Raw genomic sequence first — 18,622 nt, 5'->3', positions numbered from 1 at the left:
ATTGCATCGTTCGACCGCGAACCAAAGAACTTCCTAAGCGCCGCGCACGTGCCGCTGCTCATCCCGCGTTTTCGTCAAAGATAGCGCCCAATTGCGACGGGGTCCGAGCGAGGCACAGGTGATCACCGAGCTTACGTTTGAGGCGACAGAACTGGCCTGCCGCAATCCTGATTGGCAGCAGCGGCAAAACCGCCCACACAACGATGTCGGCTTGCCTCAACCGTTTCGAGCGCTTCAACTCGAGATTCGCTCGCCGCATCTTGCGGAACGATGAGAATGACCACGCGCACGTGCTCGTTAATGCATTTGACCTGGAGCGATGCCGTCAGTGGATTAAGGTGACGAAATTCGCCATGGGCGTCGGATGTACAGGGGGTTGGCATTGCAATTGCAGCGCAGACACGAACGCCGGCGGCGCCCGCGGACATCCGATCGTTCGGCGTGCGTTGCGCGTTGCGTGTCCCGCGAACATCGGATACAGGATCGTCATTTCTCTGCTCAAATGGTCCTGTCAGTCTAGGTCTCCCCATTCTTCCAGCCCAGACGGTGCCCTCGGTGGGCTTGCAGCCGCCGAGGGCATTTCTTTCTCGAACCTATTGTCATCCACCGGCAGCCAGAAGCGGTTCTTGCATGCCAGGTCCATTTGGTGAGTTAGCGCCAGAGCCCTTCCTTCGTGCCACGGAGATCGCCGGGTGCATGAGAGGGATCCGGATGCGTGCCACTGAACTTGCGGGTTCAAAACGTTCTGCTCTTACAAGTTCAAAAAGCGGCGACACGCACCTGCGCCAACGCTCACAAGGCTTTATCCGGCGCCAAACGCCTAAGGCAACTCGAGCAATAGCTAAGCGATGCAGCTGTTAATCGGGGTGGATCATAACATCAATGGTTTCGCCGCTGTCCTCGAGTAGGTCGGCACGCCGATCATCCGCCAGCAGCTTGACGCCGCACAGGCAGACGTCACCATCTATCACGGTGAGTGCGACCGGCTCAAGCGCTTGTCCGTTGCAGGGCCCATCGAATGCATACCCCAGTGTCGACCTCGAATCTCGCACCATGCCGTCCGCATCTGAGAATGGAGCGAACTGGAGAGAAAAACTCGCCGGAGCCGATGTTGAGCCAGGCACTGTCATGCGGACAACGGTTGACATACCCGAAATAATCGTTCCCGAAAGTGCGCACCACAATAATTAGAAGCGGCCGGCACTCGCCGCTAGCATCGATCCGCGCGCGACAGACTAGAGCCCTTGGCGCCAGTCCGCTCGATAGCATCAGCGGGACATACGGCGAATACCTCGATCTGATCGCTCAGCAGGTTGCCGATTATACCTTCGCTCATTCCCGCCTCGTGGTTTCCTGCTTGAAGGTTTCGATCGCGGTCCGCGTCAGTCGAAAAACACCACGACCACGAGCGATCGGGCGATAGCTTGAGCTGGCACGGGCGTTAAGGACCTCAAACCATTAGTTCGGCGTGAGCTTCGCCGGGCGCTCGCTGATTTGCACCACCCTCCCGTTCGGAGCGAAGCGGACGTGAACAATGACCTGTTGCGAGTTCACAGCAATTCCTTACTGGTCAACCTAAAGACCCGAACCGAAACTGAGGATCTGGATTTATGACGTGCTCGGTTCCGAGGCCCTGGCGCGGGCCTGGACCCTCTGGTCGGAGACGGCGCCTCCGCTACTTTGCCAGTGTTTTGCATTATCGCTGTCGGAGAGCATTTCTCTTCCGGGATTTCGGACGAAGATGTGGAATCCGGCCCTCCTCCATATTCGTCGGGGTGGCGATCTGCGCGCAAATGCCGCCACAGACGGCCCGCCATCGCGTTGCTGATCTAGCGCAATGGCAGCGGCTCATCGCAACTCAACCTATTGTTCCTTCAGTCGTGGATGACCAGCATCTTAGTAGATCGCTGCACCCGCGCCCACATTGATCGACGCCTCTTTCGTGGTTTCGGCGAAAAATTCGACCTTGTCGTTCGTGAGATGGGTGTGAAACGGCAGCGCCAGGGCGCGATCGGCGATCTTTTCCGCAACCGGGAAATCGCCCCGCCGATAGCGTTGGGCAATCGCACGCAATTCCGACCATGGCGCCCGATGACCATTGGAATTGCTGGCGACAATCGCCCGCGTGTTTGCCGTGATGCGTTCCTCGGCCTTTTGCTGGGACCAATGTTGCCGACCAATGGTCGATGTCGGAAAATACCACCCCTACGCCTGCGAGACTGATGGCATGGACCGTCTCGCGAAAAGAATAGGGCGAGGCGATGACTTCCTGCCCTGATTCGATCCCGAGCGCCTTGAGCGCAAGCAGGAGCCCGATGGTGTCGCTTGATACGGCAACGGCATATTTGCGGCCAAGATACGCTACGAAAGCGTGCTCGAACGCCTCAGTGGTCCGCCCATTGGGGATTTGCGGTGAACATAGCAATGTTTCCACGGCAGAGAGCTCGGCTAAGGTGATATCGGGATCGGACAGTGGAATAAAGGATGGATTTGCCTCAACACCATCCGCGCAATCAAGGGGGTGCGCTGCGAGTTTAATGCTGCTCACCGCCCTCAATTCCTTTTCGCCAGTACAATGCCGGTCGCCCGTGTCGGATCGGCCGTAATCCGCACGCAGTGATCCGAGCCATCAAGCAAATGCAGGTCGAAATGAGGAAACTGCCGGAACGGCTGGTCCGCTACATCCGACGCATCGCAACGTACCCAGGCAAGCTGCGGGAAGCGGCGCGGCAGCTCGACAAAGGAGCCCGTATCGGCGCCATCGTCCGCAAGCAGCTGCTCGATTTCGATCAATTCCTCCGCACTGAGCGCCATCGTGGCTCCTTATGGCTCGTCAAGTTCGTTCGTCATTGCCAGAACAAACGTTCCGGATCGGTGTTCAATTCGTCGATTGCTGAAGTCAGACGGTGGTAAAGGCTGTAGAATTCCCAGATTCCCTTTGCGTGGTTCTTGCAAAACAGCTTCCAGATCCCACCCACGGCATCATAAAGAATCAAGGCAACATCAATCAGACCGCCATCCTTATCGATATTGCGCGAGCAACAGGCGCTCTCGATGAGATAGCCACCCCTCACCGGCGTCACGTTCGGTGAAACATACAGAAAACGCTTGCGCGAACTCAAGCCGCGCTCGATCCGCTTGCGATCGATTTCGTTAGGGTGAGGAATCAGCCCCGTCTTTACCTTCCTCATCAGCGCGGCATTCATCGCGAACTCCTCCCTTCAAAGCACTGTGATCTCTTCTTCCAGACAGCCGATGAGCAGGCGTTCACCGAAATCGACAGTATATATCGGCACGTTCGCTTGGTTATGGATGGCCACCCTGATGATCTCGCCAGTCGCTCCGGCGCTGAGCAAGCACTCCTCGGGCTCCGTATTGGGAAAAAGCCGTCGTTGATGAGGTCGACGACGGCTTTAACGCGCTGGCCCCAGCGACACTTCGAAAAGCGGAACTCACTCATGACACAGCCTCTTCCGGCAATGGCAGATCATCGGTCTCCTCGCACGTGTCCACCGACTCGAGCTCTTTGCGCTTCATGCCAACTCGGTAGCCCGTTTCCAGAAACTCGACCCCGTAAATGAAGAATTGCTGCAGGAACGTGCCGATCGAGACGACGTAACCCACCTCTCCCTTCGTGACCAGAATGTCGCCAACCTGCTTGCCGGGATAGGTGCCATCATTGCGGATGGTGCGATTGGCTCGTACCTTTTCGCCAAAGCTGAAGACAGGCGGCCCGCTGAGCTCGACGACGTCGCTGTCGCGAACGATGTTGCTCATGCGTCTCTCCCAAGCGGACATGCAGGCATGCCCGAGCCATCGCAGGCGAGGTCCCGCATCACTTCGCCCTCACCTCCGGCGCGATTTGTCAAATCAATATCTGAGATGCAGCTCGCCGCTTCTAGGTAAACCTGCCGAGGGCCGTGCCGTAGAGCAGTTGGCGCCTCTGGCAAGGGCGATCGCGCGATCTCGAACTCCACTGAGGCATCTGGGCCGTTCACTACGGCTGGCAACCACTGATAGGGAACATCGCGCGCCGCCATGTCGCAGAACTTGACGTCCGTATCACTCATCAGCTGACCGAGCAGCTGCGGCGCGATGCGGCGCGCCTCGATCATCAATGCGGCGGCGCGGTCCGAGGTGAGCGCACGCGCTTCGACTACATGTTGGTTTGCAACCCCGTCAAGATGATCGAACAGCCGTGCCTGCCGCAGCCGAGCCTCGGTCGCGCCGGGGAGATCATCGCCGGTCGGCGTGGACAAGATCAGCGCTCTCTGGCTGCCGGACGGCGGGTTGGCTGTTAAGTTCATCGGCAGCTGTGCTCCTGGGTGTGCGCCGTCACGCTCCGCCGCGAAGCGCCTGGTCCAACCAATGATGGACTGGCGTGCGCAGCAGCAGCAGCCACATCGACGATGACAGCACCGCCTGGAAGGCGGCTGCCGGCGTCGAGAAACGTCGTTGGAGCGCTGCACGGGACGAATTGCCCACAGCGTTCTTTCTGCTCGCGGGCAGCGGCCAATTCAGAGCAGCCGCCGTTTCTGAGAAAGGCCCGAACCTCGGCGCCTACGGCGCCGCTAACGCGCAGTACGACGCTTTGGACGCTTTCAGCAGCAGCTCTTGGCATTTTGATCATGGGCTAATTCTTTAGGATGGCGCCTGGTAACGCGGCAAGGAGGTGTCAATGACGCAGGTGCCGTCGACGGGACAAGCCGCGACACATTGCGGCTCATCGAAATGACCGATGCATTCGGTGCATTTCGCCGGTTCAATGACGAAGCGCCCCGCGCTCTCCGAGATCGCAACATTCGGGCACAACGGTTCGCAGGCTGAGCAGCTCGTACACTGCGAGGCAATGATCTTGAATGGCACATACGCCCCCTTTACCCCGCAGAGATCAGGGACCCATACCGAATGTCGGCGTCACCTCGCTGGGCATGCTGGATTTCTCCGCGTTTTACCTTCTCGAGATAGGACCTGAACCAAGCGATCGCCGACTTCTCTATGAACTCATGCGCGTATCGATCGACCGGTTCGATTCCGGCCCTGATCAGATTGCTCTTCGGGCAACCACCGATCTTGGCCACGAACACCGCATGGCAGTCATTTACGCTTCGGATGATGGTCGAAAGCCTACCCCCCTCGCCATAGCCGCCCTGGCAGTAGACATCCACGCGCCGGTGGCCGACGAATTTGGCGCCGGATGTGGAAATTTCGTACACCTGAAACTCTTTTGCATGTCCAAAGTGCTCGTTGATCAGCCCCGAGCCTTTGGTTGCAACCGCGACCAGAACGGTGATTTCGCTCATCTCGCCGGCGAACTCCGCTAGGCCCTCTCGGCTGGCCGCGACTTTGGCGGCACGCTCAGCCTCTACCTTTTCTTGATAAGCTTTGCGCATCTCGGGGTCATATTTGACATCCATTTTCATGACTCGGTCGATGTTGAACTCGCTTCCGCGATCCGCTCCGACCAGACCCACCGCATCGGCGCGGCACTGACGGCAATGCCGCATCATGTTTACCCCTCCCTCACAAGCATCCTGCAGTGCCTTCAGTGCCTGAGCCGTCGGACCTCGTTGACCGTTGAGGCCGAATACTGTGCCGTACTCGGGCGCCGAGATCAGCGGCATGATATTGTGAAGGAAGGCTCCGCGCGACTTCACCGCCTTGTTGACCTCGACAAGGTGATGGTCATTGATATGCGGGATCATTACCGAGTTGACCTTGCATAGGATACCCCGCTCGCTAAGCATCTCGAGACCCTGTAGCTGACGATCGGTGAGTATCCTTGCCGCGTCGATGCCAACGTAGCGCCTGTGGCTGAAGAAGATCCACGGATAGATCTTTGCGCCGATTTCGGGATCGATCGTGTTAATGGTGATGGTGACGTGCTCGATCTTGGACTTGGCGATGGTGTCAACATAGTCCGGCAGGGCCAATCCGTTGGTCGACAGACACAGCTTGATGTCGGGAGCCGCCTTGGCGACCAGGTCGAACGTCTTGAATGTTTTTTCTGGATTGGCCAACGGATCGCCGGGACCAGCGATGCCAAGCACAGTCGTCTGCGGAATGATGGTCGCGACCGCGAGCACTTTTTTCACCGCCTGCTCGGGGGTAAGCTTCTCGCTCACCACGCCCGGACGCGATTCATTGGCGCAATCATATTTGCGGTTGCAGTAGTTGCACTGGATGTTGCAGGCCGGAGCCACCGCGACATGCATACGGGCGTAGTGATGATGTGCCCCTTCGCTGTAGCAGGGATGCTTCTTCACCTTTTCCCAAATCTCGGCCGGCAGTTCGCCGTGGGCCGCCCGTGAGCGGCAGCTCGCCTGGCCTGTTTTGACCGACGTGCCGCAGCCCCTGTGCTCGGCGGTGGGCCGCATCATCTTGTCCAATGAACCTTCGACATATCTGCCGTGCCCAACGACCGCGTTCATTTTCATCTCCCCGTGCAGGCATCATCGGCCTTCCAAGACCAATCCTGAGAACGCCTCATGAGGGGAGTAGCAACTCACATGCCATAGCGGAAACGGTGACGTTGCAGCCCTACTTAAACAGTCAGCGGTAATGATCGATATTGATACTAGAATAGCAACGAAGCGCATGTTGGAAATGCGGCAGGCACGTCGTGATTCAGACACAGAGATCCGTGGATGGTGCATTCATACTCGCGCTAGGCGCCGGGATCCTTGCTCTATCTGCGTGGTTTTGCGCGCGGCTGCCGGCCACAAATGGGTCGATACTTCTGGCGATCCGACGGTCACAGCGCCGTTAATTGATGAGCATTATCCGCGCGAGCGAGCCAAATCGGTGTCAGGCCTTGCTTGAGCTAAACACGGCGCTCGTTGCATTGAGAAGACGCTCGGATCGACGATTGTATCGTGGTATCGGCAGGAGCGCCTGATGATCTTCGCCGCATTGCTTCGCAATAGCGATAGTTGAAGCGAGAGCAAGAAAGCTCCGTTCGGTCCGCCTTCCTTGATGGCGTCTGGCAACTGAACCACGATGCTGCCATAGCGAGCAGCCGCCAAGAGCTTCCTGATCTCTGGCTGCAATATGTCGAGGCACTGATCGGAATCGAGATCGAGACACCGAAGCCCGGCAACGATACTATCGACCTCCTGGCCAAGCAGGTCAGCGAAACGATATTAGCAATTCTCTCCAATGCCGATGTAGAAGATTGGGCTCATGTTCATGGATCTTTCCCGTTCTCGCCCCGTTTTTTGGCATTGATTGTGATCGGCAATGGTGTGTTGCTCGCCATCTCGGGTAAATCGAGCACCCAGCCATTAGCTATCTTGATCCAGCCGCCCCAGAGCGACTCGTACTCAGATTCCACGATCGGCTCTTCGAGATCCTTTTTTGGCACGTAGATCGACAGGCCCGCGTCTGACGAGCGGCGGATCATGATTTTCACAAGCTCAACTCCCTCGACTGTGACGCATAGCTGGGCGGAGCGCCAGACTCCCGCGAGGTGGCACGCAAGCGAGCAACAATTTCTGACAGAGCGCACACGACCTCGTCAACCTCCGCGACGGTGGTTTCACGCGAGAGAGAAAAGCGCACCGCGCCGCGCATCCTCCACGCCGGCACCTGCATGGCGCGCAGAACGTGCGACGGCACCATTGAGCCGGAGCTGCAGGCTGATCCGAGCGACACGGCAATGCCCGCACGATCGAGATGATGGACGACTGCTTCGCCTTCGAGATGATCGAAAGCGATATTGGCTGTGTTCGCTAACCGGTTGTTGACATCGCCGAGCGCAAAGCATTCGCCATTATGTAAGATCCCCTGCTCCAGACGGTCGCGCAATGCACCAATGCGAACGCGCTCCGGCTCGAGCCGCTCCACAGCAAGCTCCGCAGCCCTTCCAAGACCGACGATGCCGGGAATATTTTCCGTTCCGCCGCGGCGCCGCCTTTCCTGTGATCCGCCCCAGATCAGGGGTCGGAATTTTGTCCCTTTGCGCAGGTAGAGCGCGCCCATTCCTTTGGGACCGTGCAATTTGTGTGCGGACAGCGACAACATATCGATCGCACTGTCCCTTAGGTCGACGCGCAGCTTGCCTATGGCCTGGACCGCATCGGTATGGAACAGTGCGCCCGCCTCACGTGCCAAGCCGGCTAAAAACTCCACGGGAAAAATGGTGCCGGTCTCGTTGTTCGCCCACATAATCGAGGCGATCGCTGTGCGTGGCCCGAGCGCGCAGCGAAAGGCCTCGACGTCAAGCCAGCCGTGGGCATCTACGGGTATGATATGCGTCTTGACACCTCTTGTCGCCAGTTGCTCGACCAGCGCAAGCACGGCGGAATGCTCAACCGAGGTCGTGACAATCTCGTCGCGACCATCTTGGGTGGCAAGCGCAGAAAGAATGGCGGCATTATTGGCCTCGGTTCCACCGGAGGTAAAAACGATTTCATGATCGTAGGCATTCCCTAGCAAAGCCTGCAAGCTACGCCGCGCCTGCTTCAGCGCGGCCGCGGCCTCGCCGCCAAAGGCGTGGGCCGAGGAGGCATTTCCGAACTGCTCGGTAAAGAACGGCAACATGGCTTGCACGACGGACGGATCGGTCCGCGTCGTCGCATTGTTGTCTAGATAAACCGGCATTTGATCCCCATTCAATCCCGCGTCTTACCTGCAACAACAACCGTGATCAGGCGGACGAATTCGACGAGCCTGTCGGCCAGCTGCACTTGAACGCCTTCCAGCGTCATCCTCAAGAGCTTAAAGAGCGCGCAGGCACGGGTTGCGCCTACCATGATCTTGCTGCAATCAATTCCAATCAACTGATAGTCGGCGCCACTGCGTTGCAGATTCGCACGGATCTCCTCAATTACAGCGGGGATGCGTCCCGCTCGGCCGGCCGAGATCGCCGTCAATTGCGTCAGTTGTTCGGGTTCCGCCAGCATGTTTTGACGCCTTTTCTTATCAGCTGAACGATTTGCCGCAGGAGCAGCTCGAAGTGGCGTTTGGGTTATTAAAAGTGAAGCCTGGGCTCTCCAGCGCCATCACGAAATCGATGGTTGTGCCGACCAGATGGTCATGGCTCTTGTTGTGGACAAACACCTTCACACCGTCACACTCGATCACCGTGTCGTCAGGCTTCGGCTCCTCGGCCAGACCCATCATGTATTTGAGTCCGTTGCAGCCGCCTGCCTCGACCATAATGCGCAACCCGTTTGCTGGCTGCGCCGATGACGACATTGCGCCCCTGACCGCATTCACTGCGCTATCCGTTAGCTTGATCATGGCCTCTCTCAACTGCTTAGCTTTGCCTGCTGAAGGGCAAGTCATGTGCCAGCGAGAGGACGCTTGATGATGCTTACCTTTCCGGATCGCACCTGTTGGCTTTTGAACTCGTGTCGGGTTTCTTTCAAAGCTACTTGAGGCAATCGCAGCCCACTTACGCCTTTCTTATCTAAGATACGCCGAAGGCCGCCACGCATGCGACGGCAAGCATTTTGCATTGCATTCGCACCGGCCAAGTCGTCGGTGAGGAGCTTAGATCGAGGACGATTTTAATGACTGCAATCGAAAACACCGCACTCGGCAGACTTGAGAAGGAGGGGCGCCTGCTCAATGCCGTACTCAAAGGCGGGACCACCAAGCCGGGCCGGTTCGGCTTTCGCGGCGATGTCGCACTGAAATTCCAGACCCAGGTCGCCGACGAGAAGCGACCGCCGGACTATTCCATCGAGCAGGTTCTAACGATCGCGCAGGAAGGCACTATTCCGGTGCTGGCAGGGTATCTGCATTCCTTCGCGTATCTGGCTGACGTCGCAGCCGTCCTTGACGGCGCCTTAAGCCCGAATGGCAGCTATTTCATATTCTGCAACAACATAGATTTGCTGGCGAAATACCGAATCAAGCTCGGTGATATTACCTTCCACGTCTTACCGTGTGATGAATCCACCGTTTGGAAGGAGATGATGGACCTGGTCGGGGTCAGCAAGGACGACATCAAGAAGCTCGATGCGGGCGGCAAGCTTGATTACCTGCTCGATGCGGCAAACGACATCGAGCTGTCCGATCTTGAGCTATCCTATGACGAGATCTCGTACGAAGACGGGCTCAAGAGGATGGAACCCGTGAAAAACCGTAACGAAAACCGGCCGGTCTGAACGCAGCCTTCATTCGTTGGGAAGCGCATCGTCTTCGACAAGAGGCATACCGACGACACAGATATCACCATCCAGAACCGTCAACGCGATCGGCGTGAGCGCGCCCCCCTTACATGGACCTTCGACGCACCGTCCCGTGGCGAGCTCGAAGGTCGATCCGTGCTTGCCGCACATCAGCCGGATGCCGTATGGATCCAGGAATTCGTTCCAGTTCCAGTCCAGATTGACGCTGTTGTGCGGGCATTTATTGGCATAACCAAACACCTGCTTGCCCCACCGCACTACAACGATAGACCACGGCCGGTGACCGCCCTCGTCATCGACGACCATCAGATGGAAACCCATGGCCCGGCGGCTTGGAATGTCGTTAATGCCACAAATCGCATAGATTGCATCTGGCTGCATTCATTGCTCGTTTATTGCAGGACGCTCTTCATTTCGTGGGACGATCAAACATGCAAGAACCGTAGAAGAGCCAGAACCGCTCGGCTTTCTGACGATCCGACCTTAATGCTTCGTCAGTGCAGCGCAGCTGATTGGCGCAGATGCACGATTGGGTCGGCTCCGCGCGAGCATCGAGGATTATTGCCTACTCCCTGCCCATTCGCAGCTGCAACTTTCGCGCGCCAACTTCTCCGACACCTTACTGAACTAAACGCAGTGGTTGCTCACTGATCGCCACAGCCTTTCCACTTGCGCCAACTAGACCAAATGACGCGGCGAATTGTGTCGCGATCGTCACCTTGGCATATAGTTTGATCCGAAGCTTCCTTGAGCATATACCGCCCTCAACCCGCTCATATCATGACGCGCCGTTGCATTGGCTACACGATTGGGGCGCGGATTCGTACTCGATCTTCGTTGCATCGATTCCAGCTGCACGGCCCGCAAGCGCGAGAATATCATTACTTTCTGAATAGGATAGGCAGGCGAATGGGGCCGCACGCTGCTAACGAACGCCCCCCCTCGTGTAACGCTAGGACCTTCGCGGCGGCGCGTCTATTCACGAAACAGCCGTCATTTCCTGCCCAGGTCTCTTTATTGCGGCGGCTCTACTCCATGCGCAATCCTTCGAGAGCTTGCTCCAAGTAGAATGACGGATCATCATCTGAAGAGGCCGCTTCGGCACTTTCGACACTTGCTTCAGAAGCGGTGTCACCATCCTCGACCTTAGTAAGATACTTCGTAGGTTTGTCTACTCGCTGCCACTCGTTGCTCTCGTTTTTCGTCCACACTTCGGGGTGCTGGTTAGGATCAAGCGCCCAATAATTACGCCCCATGTGAACAAAACCCATTTCGGCCAGACGAGGTTCCATGCCCTCCAAGCCAGGACGTGACAAGACCAAGGGATGGTCGCCGTCCTGTCGCAGTTGATGCTCCAGCAGAATATCGCCCGCGTTCTCGACCAACGGATGAGTAACCCGAAGGTCAACCACGGACGTGATATCATTGCGTCCAAACTGTTGCCGAAACTGCTCCCCCTTGATTCGAGCCGGCCCACCTGCTCTTAAAAGCCCGACAGTTTCGTCACCCAACTGATAGCTGTAGAATCGTGCTGGCTTGCTTGGATCATCGTAAGTGTGGAGGTAGCTTCCAGCAACCATTCCTGCGCGCCGAGCCTTCCCGGACACGAAATCCGAGTACTCTTCTGGGTTACTGGCGATGTGCCTGATGTCACCGCCCAAAAATCTCCTCACACCCTCCGTGAAGGAAGATCGATCGATCTCTATGATCGGCGGATCGGAAGCCAGAGAGTATGGCGTCGTTGTCACCGACGACGACGCACCGGGCTCCATGCCGGCAACTGTGTCCGCAAATCGCGGGCTCTCTCCCTCACCTCCAGACTCATCAACGTGGCTGGCGCTTCCAGACTGGCTGGACGATCCGACGATTCTGCCATACATCAGATTCGCTCTCCTCTCGGCATAATTGCACGCTGTATGAGCTCGTGCCGCACGAGCTCTGCGGAGGATGATATACAGGTTAGCTGACCATAACCTGACGCATAGGCGACCAATTTAGGCTCTTCCAATCCTCAAGGGAGCAGGCAAACAAATAAAGACGGTACCGTTCACCCGAGGAGCGTGCTCCCTCATCTGGATCAGCATTGCGCAATGCGTTATGACCTGAATCGCAATACACCTGCACGAAACGCTGACCCCACTGCTAAGAGACTGATCTTCGAGACGGTGTTGTCACCCAAGGGTATGCGCTTGCCTTGCCGATCAAACAGTCTTAGCTGCAACGTCTCCGCTGCTGTGTCTTAATAACCGAAGCCGTCAGAGCATGCGGGTCTGATCTCCATCGCAGATCAAGTGATCAACAATGGATCTATTCCATTGCAAATATAGCGCCTGCCGCAAGCGGGCTAGGCCACCGGTCAGGCAGCTTCGGCTGGGGCTGAAACATGGACCTGGCAATTGGCCGGACACACCCTGGCGCACGCGCCGCAGCCGATGCAGGCGCCCTGATCATTCAGAACCATGATCTTCTTTTCGATCTCATCGTCATCGTCAAGATCAACAAGTTCGCCGTCCTCGCTGATTCCCTTCAACGCCATGACACCTCGGCCACACACCTTGAAACAGCGGCCACAGCCGATGCATTTTTTGGCGTCAATCGACGTCAGGTAGTCTGGCGTCCAGTCGCGGCCATCGCGCGCTGTAAGTGACATGAGTCGGCCCCTCCTAAGTATTTTCCAACGCCTTCAAATCATGGTTTCTGCGCTCAAGTTCGGCATAGGCATCGTGCGCCTTCTGCGCAAACACCATGATCGAGGTCCAGTTGATGGGCAATTCCTCCGAAAGGTCGTGCAGATCCATTTTGGCTTGTAGCGCTTTGGCGGATAGCTTCTTTATTTCAGCCTTCAGTGTTTCACGTTCGCTCATCAGTATCCTCAATAGTTCGCCACGTCCGGACACTTCCGTATCAGGTCGATTCCCTCCCTGACATATTTGCCTCCCTCTTGCGCGAGCTTTGCGAGGCTATCGAACCCGAAGCGATGCACATCACGCAGCCGCTTGTTCACGGCGATCAGCCGGCCTCCGATCAGCACGATACGGCCAAATCCTTCATGATGCAGCTTCAAGATCGGCTGGATCATCACACTGGCCTCCCTCTCGACCGCGAGCGCGACCGCGTTGAAGAACAGCTCCAGCCGCCACAGCGTATCGGGGCCAGGATCACCGACAATCGGCAACGCACGCCGCTTTTCCTTGTCCAAGACATAGGGCTCGAGAAGGTCGAGATCGCTCCTGGCCTTCCAGGCTCCCGTGGTGTCCTGAGCGCGCCAAATCTTTACTAGCTCCGTGATGAACAGCGCATCGGCGGAGCTGTCCTGCTGCCCTATTTCTGCTGTCATTTCATCTCATTCGTCGAACTCGAATGTGCTCCGCTGGTCCTTTGCCATTGCCTTGCGTAGCCAGGGAGGTGGTGTGCCTCTTAGGACGTCCTCGAGCTTTTCGAGCAACACCAGAATGTTTTCTGGCTTGTTTACCTTGATCGGATGGATCTTGTTGGCGACCACCCGGGCAGCACCGGCGCCGCCGATGGCAGCAACGTAAAGAATTGCGCAATCTTTAATCGCCTCGATCTTCGGCGCTAACTTGTCGTCGTTACCGTCTTCCTTGAGATCGCCCTCAAACTCAACCGCTTTGAGAAACACGTGTCCGCTTGGCGCGACCTCGTAGATAGCAATATTCTTTGCCCAACCAAAATGAGCATCGACGCGCCTTAGATCTTGAGTGGCGAATGCGACCTTCATGCAGTCGACCTCTCGGCTGCACCGATGGAACTGAGATGCCTGGACCTTGATGGCAGCGCGACCGGAGCCCGCCATCGATCGGGCGTAGGTTGATGGTTCTCCTCGCGGTCCGCGATCCCGAGATTGGCGATATCGAAGATCAGATCGCGGGTACCACGATAACCAATCGATAGTTGGTGCCCTGCGCCAAGTCGATCGAACATCGGAAAACCCGCACGATAGAACGGAATTTTCAGCCGGGCAGCCGCTTGCCTGCCATGCGAATGCGTGATCAGCAAGTCGCAATTCTCGGTTCTGGCAAGCTCTTCGAGATCCTCAAGATCACCAATTAGCACCTCGTTGGTCTTGATCCGCTCGATCACCGCCGATTGTGTGGTCGTTACGGCCGCACGCACCTGCGCCCCCATCTCGTACAGCATACTGGAGAGATCATATAGGAGGTCTGGCTCAGCGGCGATCGCAAGTCTGCGACCACCAATATGGAAGTGCGCGTCCAGCATTGCATCCGTGAGCTGGCCGCGCTGCCGCCGATATTTCGGTGGCACGGGACGGCCGCTGATTTCACTCACAAACGTCATGAATTCGTCGCACGGACCGAGGCCGCACAGCCGCTCGAAGAGGCGAAATGGAACGCCGCTTTTGGCCTGCATGACCTCTGCCGCTCGGCGCATCTGCGCGCCGATTGCAATGGTCCACCCGGCGCGGCCCATGCTCGCGATCTCGTCGACGCCGATGCCGCCGATGGTCGTTGACGTAAACTCGTCGGGGATATGCCCATCGAGCGACGCTGCCAGGTCAGGCAGGAAGGATGGCCGCAACCCACAATCCTCCAAGATGGCACGGAGTTCGTCAAGATCACCCGGCGTGAGGTGACATCCTGGAAGAACGTTCACTCTCGAGGAATCGCGCAGGCCGTTGACGTTGGGCCCATCCACCAGCAACTCCACAATGCGCGTCACAGCCTTCTCCCAGCCGTCCTGGAACGCGCCCTTGAAATCGGGTGTCGAGACATAGACCAGCGGCAATTTCGCAAGTTGCCGATGCTTTTTTCGGATTAGCTTGAGGTAAGCTTCCACATCGTCCCCGTTAGTCTCGGTGATGCCGGTCGAGCAGATTCCGACGATCTTTGGCTTGGCTCGGTTGTAGATATTGAGTATCGCCTGCTCGAGGTTCTCATAGCCGCCGAGCACGGTCGCGACCTCGCTCATCGCGGTGGTCTGCAGCGGTACCACCTCCCTGAAATGCCGCACAAAGAGCGTGAGCCCGAAAGAAGTGCATCCTTGCGAGCCATGCAGAAGCGGCATCGCCCCGCGCAGCCCCATGAAGGCGAATGCGCCGCCAATCGGCTGGCTCATCTTCAGCGGGTTGACCGCGCAGGCTTTTGTTGGCACCGTGGTGAGGGCCATCATTCCCCCTATTCTGCGGCCTGCAGCATGGCAGATGGCGAGGACACCAAGATGTCCTCGATGCGCCTCTTGCAGCAACCACCGACCGCATCGGTGTGCTCTTTGACTTCCTCGACGCTTCTCAGACCATGCCCGTAGATCGCATCCTCGATCGTGCCGAGATCGACCGTGTTACAGTGGCAAATCTTCCTCGCGCGGCGCGCCGTTTCGGCGAGCGCCGGTTCGCAGGCGATCTCGGCCGCCGGCGACTGCATATGCAGCTTCGCCCTGGCCAAGGCCTCCCATGGTGCCGGTCGACGTACCTGCTCCCACATCGGATTTGAGAGCGACTTGTCGATCTCCTCCACTAACTTGATCATTCCGACATAGCCCATATAGGCATGGCATCGCTCCTGGTTGATATCGAGCCAAGGCGTCGCTGCTTTCAGCGCGACGAACTGCGATTTGCCGCCCGATAGCATGATGTCCGCTTTTGCGCCCTTCAACATCTCGTACATTTCACGCGGCGACATGTCCTCGATCATGTGCGCATCCTGTCCCATGAGCTCCTTGATGCGCTCTTTGTCCTCCCTTGTCGATTTCTTCACGCTGGTTCCGACCAATTCGAGCCCGGCCTCCTGTAGTGCCGCAACGACCGACCATGACTTGACCCCGCCGGTAATCAGCAAAGCCTTCTTTCCCTTGAAGCGTGACTTGTACGGTTTGATCGCGGCCCAGGCCCGTGCCTCCTCGCGCGCGATCACCGCGTCGGTGCGCCCGAGCAGATCTTGCGGTGCGCCGCGCTCAACCAATAAGCGGGCAATCTGGCGCAGCGAATCACTTGAATCCTGGACACCGTAGAACGAGCCTTCGAAGAACGGGATTCCGTAGCGTTCCTCCATCTTGCGCGCGACGTTGATCATGCCCTTTGAGCACACCAACATCGCCGCCCGCGCGCGATGGGATGACGCGACTTCACGATATTTGGCATCGCCCGAGATGCATGAGAGAATCCGAATTCCAAGCTCATCGAGCGAAGGCTTGACTTGCCAGAGCTCCCCCGAAAGATTGTATTCTCCGATCAGATTGATGTCGTAAGGTGTGGTGCGGTCTGGCTCCCGCGTTCCGATCACATGTTCCAGCAAAGCCTCGCCGGCGAGCTTGTTGCCGAGGTTCTTGGAGCCAACGAACCCCGGGGAATTGATCGGGATGACCGGTTTGCCGAACCTTTGCGAGGCGGCCTTACAGACCGCGCTGACGTCGTCGCCGATCATCGCGGGAACACAGGTCTGATAGACGAAAATGGCGGGCGGGTCATGCTTGTCGACGATCTCCTTGATCGCCTTCCAGAGCCGCCTCTCACCTCCAAATACGATATCGGTTTCGTTCATATCGGTTGTGAATGCGGTGCGCCATAGATTCGAACCGGAAGACGCCGCGCCGCGATTATCCCAGGAGTTGCCTTCGCAAGCGATCGGACCATGCACCAAATGAGCGACGTCGGTAAACGGCTGTAGCGCGATCTTAGCACCGTCGAAGGCGCAGCCGCCCGCCGCACTACCCGGCTGCAGTAGCTTGGTGCATCCCTTCTTGCGCTCAGCCTCCGACTTACTGCCGTTCTTGGCGCAGCCCGGCTCGTTGAAAATATTCTGGACCGTAGCTGACAGCGAACTCATCCGTTCTCCTCTTAGCCGAACTAATTGCAAGTTGAGCCATCGTGCGCTCGTGCTATCGCCAGTGTTTTCGGCGACGGCACGTGCATTGTCCGTCATCAACGAATGATGTCGAAGCTGTAGTCAGTTTTGCCAAGAACGTTGGTCTTCCGGTCGATTTCGTCGAATATCTTGTCGAGAATCTTCACCAGCACATTCAGGCCGCCCTGATAGCCCCACACAGGGGAGCGGTGATGATGATGCCGATCAAACACCGGAAAGCCCATGCGGATCAGTGGCGTTCCTGTGTCACGTTCCAGGTACTTGCCATAGGTGTTGCCAATCAGAAGATCGACCGGCTCGGTGAACAAGAGCGAGCGCATGTGCCAGAGGTCTCGGCCCGGATAGGACTGGCAGGCATGCCCAAACGGTGAGCTTGCAAACAGCGCCTGCATTTTGTCCTGCCACGCCTTATTGCCGTTGGTGGACAGCACATGGGTTGGTTCGGCGCCGAGTTCGAGCAGAAAGGCGGCCAACCCATAGCAGAGATCCGGATCGCCATAGATTGCGAACTTCTTGCCATGGATATGCGCGCTGGAGTCAGCGATGGCATCAACCAAGCGGCCCCGCTCTCGCGCGAGTTGCTCCGGGACCTGCTTGCCGCTGATGCGTGATAGCGCCAGGAGAAATTCATCTGTTGCGGAGACGCCCACCGGGTAATTGAAAGAGACGACGTCCTGGCCATGCTCAGAGACGAGCCGCAGCGTTTTTTCGGTACACCACTGCTGCATTGAGATTGTCGCCTTGGCGTGAACCGCGTTAGCTGCGTCTTCCAGCGTGGTGCCGCCGTCATACATCCGGAAATCGCCATCAGTCGGGGTATCGAAGACGTCGGAGTTATCGGCCAGTATGGTGTATTGGATACCCATCAGCGCCAAGATGCGCTTAATCTCACGAAGGTTTCCGACGGTGTAGCCATCGAACCCACCAATGATGTTGATCGACTCGTTTGGCTTGCGCTCCAGCTTCGGCGCTGTTCCGGCCTTGCCGTCCCAGAAATGCTCCAGAACACCCTTGAGTGCGTTGTCATATCCGGTGACGTGGCTACCGACGAACGCCGGCGTGTGTGCAAACGGCACGTCGAACTCCGCCGGAACAGAGCCCTTTTCCTTCGATGTCTTGATGAACGCATTGAGATCATCGCCAATCACCTCGGCCATGCAGGTCGTGGAAACCGCAATCATCTTGGGCTTGTACATGTTGTAGCTGTTGGCAAGTCCATCGATCATGTTGTTCAAGCCGCCGAACACCGCGGCGTCTTCCGTCATCGAGGAAGAGACGCAGGAACTCGGCTCCTTGAAGTGCCTCGACAGATGGCTGCGGTAGTAGGCCACGCAGCCTTGCGAGCCGTGGACGAAGGGCAGCGTGCCCTCAAAACCGACCGAGGCGAACACGGCGCCAAGCGGCTGGCAGGCTTTGGCCGGATTTACCGCCAGCGCCTGCCGCGCAAAATTCTTCTCGCGGTATTCAGGCGTTTTCGTCCATTCCTTGATGCGTTCAACCTCGGCTGGATCGCGGGAATTCTCGAACATCTTCTTGTTAGCCAGCATCTGCTGGTATTCTGGACCGCGAAACAGTTCGAGATGATCGAGCACGTGTTCTGCACTCTGCGCCATTTTTGAGATCCTTCACTATCGAAATTGGATC

Annotated in this window: 23 protein-coding genes and 2 pseudogenes; 2 read left to right on the top strand and 23 right to left on the bottom strand. The window is 57.4% G+C overall.

Translation table 11 applies throughout. The annotated features are described in order from the left end of the window. Positions 1-987: 987 nt before the first annotated feature. The 8 genes and pseudogenes from ACVIGA_RS27560 to ACVIGA_RS27525 all read right to left on the bottom strand — a co-directional run bounded on the left by ACVIGA_RS27560 (position 988) and on the right by ACVIGA_RS27525 (position 4,307). Entirely contained in the window at positions 988-1,269 is a 282-nt protein-coding gene (locus ACVIGA_RS27560) for a Rieske (2Fe-2S) protein (RefSeq protein WP_456668658.1), read from the bottom strand. A gap of 627 nt (positions 1,270-1,896) precedes the next feature. Continuing rightward, positions 1,897-2,073, bottom strand: coding sequence for a hypothetical protein (locus ACVIGA_RS27555; protein WP_371821853.1), 177 nt, complete (start codon positions 2,071-2,073; stop codon positions 1,897-1,899). 142 nt (positions 2,074-2,215) lie between these two features. After that, a pseudogene (locus ACVIGA_RS27550) lies at positions 2,216-2,434 on the bottom strand (DegT/DnrJ/EryC1/StrS family aminotransferase); the annotation flags it as partial. Between the two features lie 119 nt (positions 2,435-2,553). Next, positions 2,554-2,814 carry a hypothetical protein gene (locus ACVIGA_RS27545; protein WP_173643904.1) on the bottom strand — a complete coding sequence of 87 codons (261 nt, stop codon included), beginning with the start codon at positions 2,812-2,814 and terminating at the stop codon, positions 2,554-2,556. A gap of 32 nt (positions 2,815-2,846) precedes the next feature. After that, the gene (locus ACVIGA_RS27540) at positions 2,847-3,206 is read right to left on the bottom strand and encodes a DUF3024 domain-containing protein (RefSeq protein WP_456668657.1); all 360 of its coding nucleotides are present in this window, start codon (positions 3,204-3,206) and stop codon (positions 2,847-2,849) included. A gap of 15 nt (positions 3,207-3,221) precedes the next feature. After that, a pseudogene (locus ACVIGA_RS27535) lies at positions 3,222-3,460 on the bottom strand (nitrogen fixation protein NifZ). After that, entirely contained in the window at positions 3,457-3,777 is a 321-nt protein-coding gene (locus ACVIGA_RS27530; RefSeq protein ID WP_166073524.1) for a nitrogen fixation protein NifZ, read from the bottom strand. Before ACVIGA_RS27530 ends, ACVIGA_RS27535 begins: the two are co-directional and overlap by 4 nt. Continuing rightward, on the bottom strand, positions 3,774-4,307 hold the full coding sequence (locus ACVIGA_RS27525; protein WP_456668656.1) for a hypothetical protein: 534 nt from the start codon (positions 4,305-4,307) through the stop codon (positions 3,774-3,776). Before ACVIGA_RS27525 ends, ACVIGA_RS27530 begins: the two co-directional genes overlap by 4 nt. 74 nt (positions 4,308-4,381) lie before the next feature. Here ACVIGA_RS27525 and ACVIGA_RS27520 point away from each other — a divergent pair, with 74 nt between their 5' ends. Beyond that, positions 4,382-4,645 (top strand): hypothetical protein, encoded by a 264-nt coding sequence (locus ACVIGA_RS27520; RefSeq protein ID WP_456668655.1) that lies wholly within the window; start codon positions 4,382-4,384, stop codon positions 4,643-4,645. On the opposite strand, the gene ACVIGA_RS27515 is transcribed toward ACVIGA_RS27520, so the two are convergent. The 6 genes from ACVIGA_RS27515 to ACVIGA_RS27490 all read right to left on the bottom strand — a co-directional run bounded on the left by ACVIGA_RS27515 (position 4,642) and on the right by ACVIGA_RS27490 (position 9,243). After that, on the bottom strand, positions 4,642-4,866 hold the full coding sequence (locus ACVIGA_RS27515) for a 4Fe-4S binding protein (protein WP_029084666.1): 225 nt from the start codon (positions 4,864-4,866) through the stop codon (positions 4,642-4,644). The genes ACVIGA_RS27520 and ACVIGA_RS27515 overlap by 4 nt on opposite strands. A gap of 11 nt (positions 4,867-4,877) precedes the next feature. After that, complete coding sequence (nifB, locus tag ACVIGA_RS27510; protein ID WP_456668654.1) at positions 4,878-6,431, bottom strand: nitrogenase cofactor biosynthesis protein NifB; 1,554 nt, start codon at positions 6,429-6,431, stop codon at positions 4,878-4,880. 755 nt (positions 6,432-7,186) lie between these two features. Beyond that, positions 7,187-7,411 (bottom strand): putative nitrogen fixation protein NifT, encoded by a 225-nt coding sequence (gene nifT, locus ACVIGA_RS27505; RefSeq protein WP_456668653.1) that lies wholly within the window; start codon positions 7,409-7,411, stop codon positions 7,187-7,189. Then, the gene (gene nifS / locus ACVIGA_RS27500) at positions 7,408-8,601 is read right to left on the bottom strand and encodes a cysteine desulfurase NifS (protein WP_371821710.1); all 1,194 of its coding nucleotides are present in this window, start codon (positions 8,599-8,601) and stop codon (positions 7,408-7,410) included. The genes nifT and nifS overlap by 4 nt, the downstream gene beginning before the upstream one ends. A gap of 11 nt (positions 8,602-8,612) precedes the next feature. Further along, positions 8,613-8,903, bottom strand: a complete 291-nt coding sequence (locus tag ACVIGA_RS27495; protein WP_456668652.1) for a NifU family protein — start codon at positions 8,901-8,903, stop codon at positions 8,613-8,615. 19 nt (positions 8,904-8,922) lie between these two features. Further along, on the bottom strand, positions 8,923-9,243 hold the full coding sequence (locus ACVIGA_RS27490) for a HesB/IscA family protein (RefSeq protein ID WP_456668651.1): 321 nt from the start codon (positions 9,241-9,243) through the stop codon (positions 8,923-8,925). Positions 9,244-9,515: 272 nt separating this feature from the next. On the opposite strand from ACVIGA_RS27490, the gene ACVIGA_RS27485 reads away from it, so the two are divergent. Next, positions 9,516-10,115: a hypothetical protein gene (locus ACVIGA_RS27485; protein WP_166073391.1), complete on the top strand. Its 600-nt coding sequence runs from the start codon at positions 9,516-9,518 to the stop codon at positions 10,113-10,115. Positions 10,116-10,124: 9 nt separating this feature from the next. Here the strand turns inward: ACVIGA_RS27485 and ACVIGA_RS27480 are convergent, their stop codons facing one another. The 9 genes from ACVIGA_RS27480 to nifK all read right to left on the bottom strand — a co-directional run bounded on the left by ACVIGA_RS27480 (position 10,125) and on the right by nifK (position 18,591). Then, positions 10,125-10,520, bottom strand: coding sequence for a Rieske (2Fe-2S) protein (locus ACVIGA_RS27480; protein ID WP_029084673.1), 396 nt, complete (start codon positions 10,518-10,520; stop codon positions 10,125-10,127). 647 nt (positions 10,521-11,167) lie between these two features. Further along, entirely contained in the window at positions 11,168-12,019 is an 852-nt protein-coding gene (locus ACVIGA_RS27475; protein ID WP_456668650.1) for a host specificity protein, read from the bottom strand. A gap of 476 nt (positions 12,020-12,495) precedes the next feature. Then, entirely contained in the window at positions 12,496-12,789 is a 294-nt protein-coding gene (gene fdxB / locus ACVIGA_RS27470; RefSeq protein ID WP_166073371.1) for a ferredoxin III, nif-specific, read from the bottom strand. 13 nt (positions 12,790-12,802) lie between these two features. Next, entirely contained in the window at positions 12,803-13,003 is a 201-nt protein-coding gene (locus tag ACVIGA_RS27465) for a CCE_0567 family metalloprotein (RefSeq protein WP_166073365.1), read from the bottom strand. Positions 13,004-13,011: 8 nt separating this feature from the next. After that, on the bottom strand, positions 13,012-13,476 hold the full coding sequence (locus tag ACVIGA_RS27460; RefSeq protein WP_173643896.1) for a NifX-associated nitrogen fixation protein: 465 nt from the start codon (positions 13,474-13,476) through the stop codon (positions 13,012-13,014). A 6-nt stretch (positions 13,477-13,482) separates the two neighbouring features. Further along, positions 13,483-13,878 (bottom strand): nitrogen fixation protein NifX, encoded by a 396-nt coding sequence (nifX, locus tag ACVIGA_RS27455; protein ID WP_166073337.1) that lies wholly within the window; start codon positions 13,876-13,878, stop codon positions 13,483-13,485. Beyond that, positions 13,875-15,284: a nitrogenase iron-molybdenum cofactor biosynthesis protein NifN gene (gene nifN, locus ACVIGA_RS27450; RefSeq protein ID WP_456670901.1), complete on the bottom strand. Its 1,410-nt coding sequence runs from the start codon at positions 15,282-15,284 to the stop codon at positions 13,875-13,877. Before nifN ends, nifX begins: the two co-directional genes overlap by 4 nt. 8 nt (positions 15,285-15,292) lie before the next feature. Beyond that, positions 15,293-16,939, bottom strand: coding sequence for a nitrogenase iron-molybdenum cofactor biosynthesis protein NifE (gene nifE / locus ACVIGA_RS27445; RefSeq protein WP_173643895.1), 1,647 nt, complete (start codon positions 16,937-16,939; stop codon positions 15,293-15,295). A 95-nt stretch (positions 16,940-17,034) separates the two neighbouring features. Next, entirely contained in the window at positions 17,035-18,591 is a 1,557-nt protein-coding gene (gene nifK, locus ACVIGA_RS27440) for a nitrogenase molybdenum-iron protein subunit beta (RefSeq protein WP_173643894.1), read from the bottom strand. Between the last annotated feature and the right edge of the window lie 31 nt (positions 18,592-18,622).

Source organism: Bradyrhizobium sp. USDA 3240 (assembly GCF_054063295.1).
This window is presented reverse-complemented; position numbering and strand designations above follow the sequence as displayed.

Coding starts and splice junctions, on each gene's coding strand:
- ACVIGA_RS27560 (WP_456668658.1), bottom strand. CDS start 1,269: ATGCTATCGAGCGGACTGGCGCCAAGGGCTCTAGTCTGTCGCGCGCGG.
- ACVIGA_RS27545 (WP_173643904.1), bottom strand. CDS start 2,814: ATGGCGCTCAGTGCGGAGGAATTGATCGAAATCGAGCAGCTGCTTGCG.
- ACVIGA_RS27540 (WP_456668657.1), bottom strand. CDS start 3,206: ATGAATGCCGCGCTGATGAGGAAGGTAAAGACGGGGCTGATTCCTCAC.
- ACVIGA_RS27530 (WP_166073524.1), bottom strand. CDS start 3,777: ATGAGCAACATCGTTCGCGACAGCGACGTCGTCGAGCTCAGCGGGCCG.
- ACVIGA_RS27525 (WP_456668656.1), bottom strand. CDS start 4,307: ATGAACTTAACAGCCAACCCGCCGTCCGGCAGCCAGAGAGCGCTGATC.
- nifB (WP_456668654.1), bottom strand. CDS start 6,431: ATGAACGCGGTCGTTGGGCACGGCAGATATGTCGAAGGTTCATTGGAC.
- nifS (WP_371821710.1), bottom strand. CDS start 8,601: ATGCCGGTTTATCTAGACAACAATGCGACGACGCGGACCGATCCGTCC.
- ACVIGA_RS27495 (WP_456668652.1), bottom strand. CDS start 8,903: ATGCTGGCGGAACCCGAACAACTGACGCAATTGACGGCGATCTCGGCC.
- ACVIGA_RS27490 (WP_456668651.1), bottom strand. CDS start 9,243: ATGATCAAGCTAACGGATAGCGCAGTGAATGCGGTCAGGGGCGCAATG.
- ACVIGA_RS27485 (WP_166073391.1), top strand. CDS start 9,516: ATGACTGCAATCGAAAACACCGCACTCGGCAGACTTGAGAAGGAGGGG.
- ACVIGA_RS27480 (WP_029084673.1), bottom strand. CDS start 10,520: ATGCAGCCAGATGCAATCTATGCGATTTGTGGCATTAACGACATTCCA.
- ACVIGA_RS27475 (WP_456668650.1), bottom strand. CDS start 12,019: ATGTATGGCAGAATCGTCGGATCGTCCAGCCAGTCTGGAAGCGCCAGC.
- fdxB (WP_166073371.1), bottom strand. CDS start 12,789: ATGTCACTTACAGCGCGCGATGGCCGCGACTGGACGCCAGACTACCTG.
- ACVIGA_RS27465 (WP_166073365.1), bottom strand. CDS start 13,003: ATGAGCGAACGTGAAACACTGAAGGCTGAAATAAAGAAGCTATCCGCC.
- ACVIGA_RS27460 (WP_173643896.1), bottom strand. CDS start 13,476: ATGACAGCAGAAATAGGGCAGCAGGACAGCTCCGCCGATGCGCTGTTC.
- nifX (WP_166073337.1), bottom strand. CDS start 13,878: ATGAAGGTCGCATTCGCCACTCAAGATCTAAGGCGCGTCGATGCTCAT.
- nifN (WP_456670901.1), bottom strand. CDS start 15,284: ATGGCCCTCACCACGGTGCCAACAAAAGCCTGCGCGGTCAACCCGCTG.
- nifE (WP_173643895.1), bottom strand. CDS start 16,939: ATGAGTTCGCTGTCAGCTACGGTCCAGAATATTTTCAACGAGCCGGGC.
- nifK (WP_173643894.1), bottom strand. CDS start 18,591: ATGGCGCAGAGTGCAGAACACGTGCTCGATCATCTCGAACTGTTTCGC.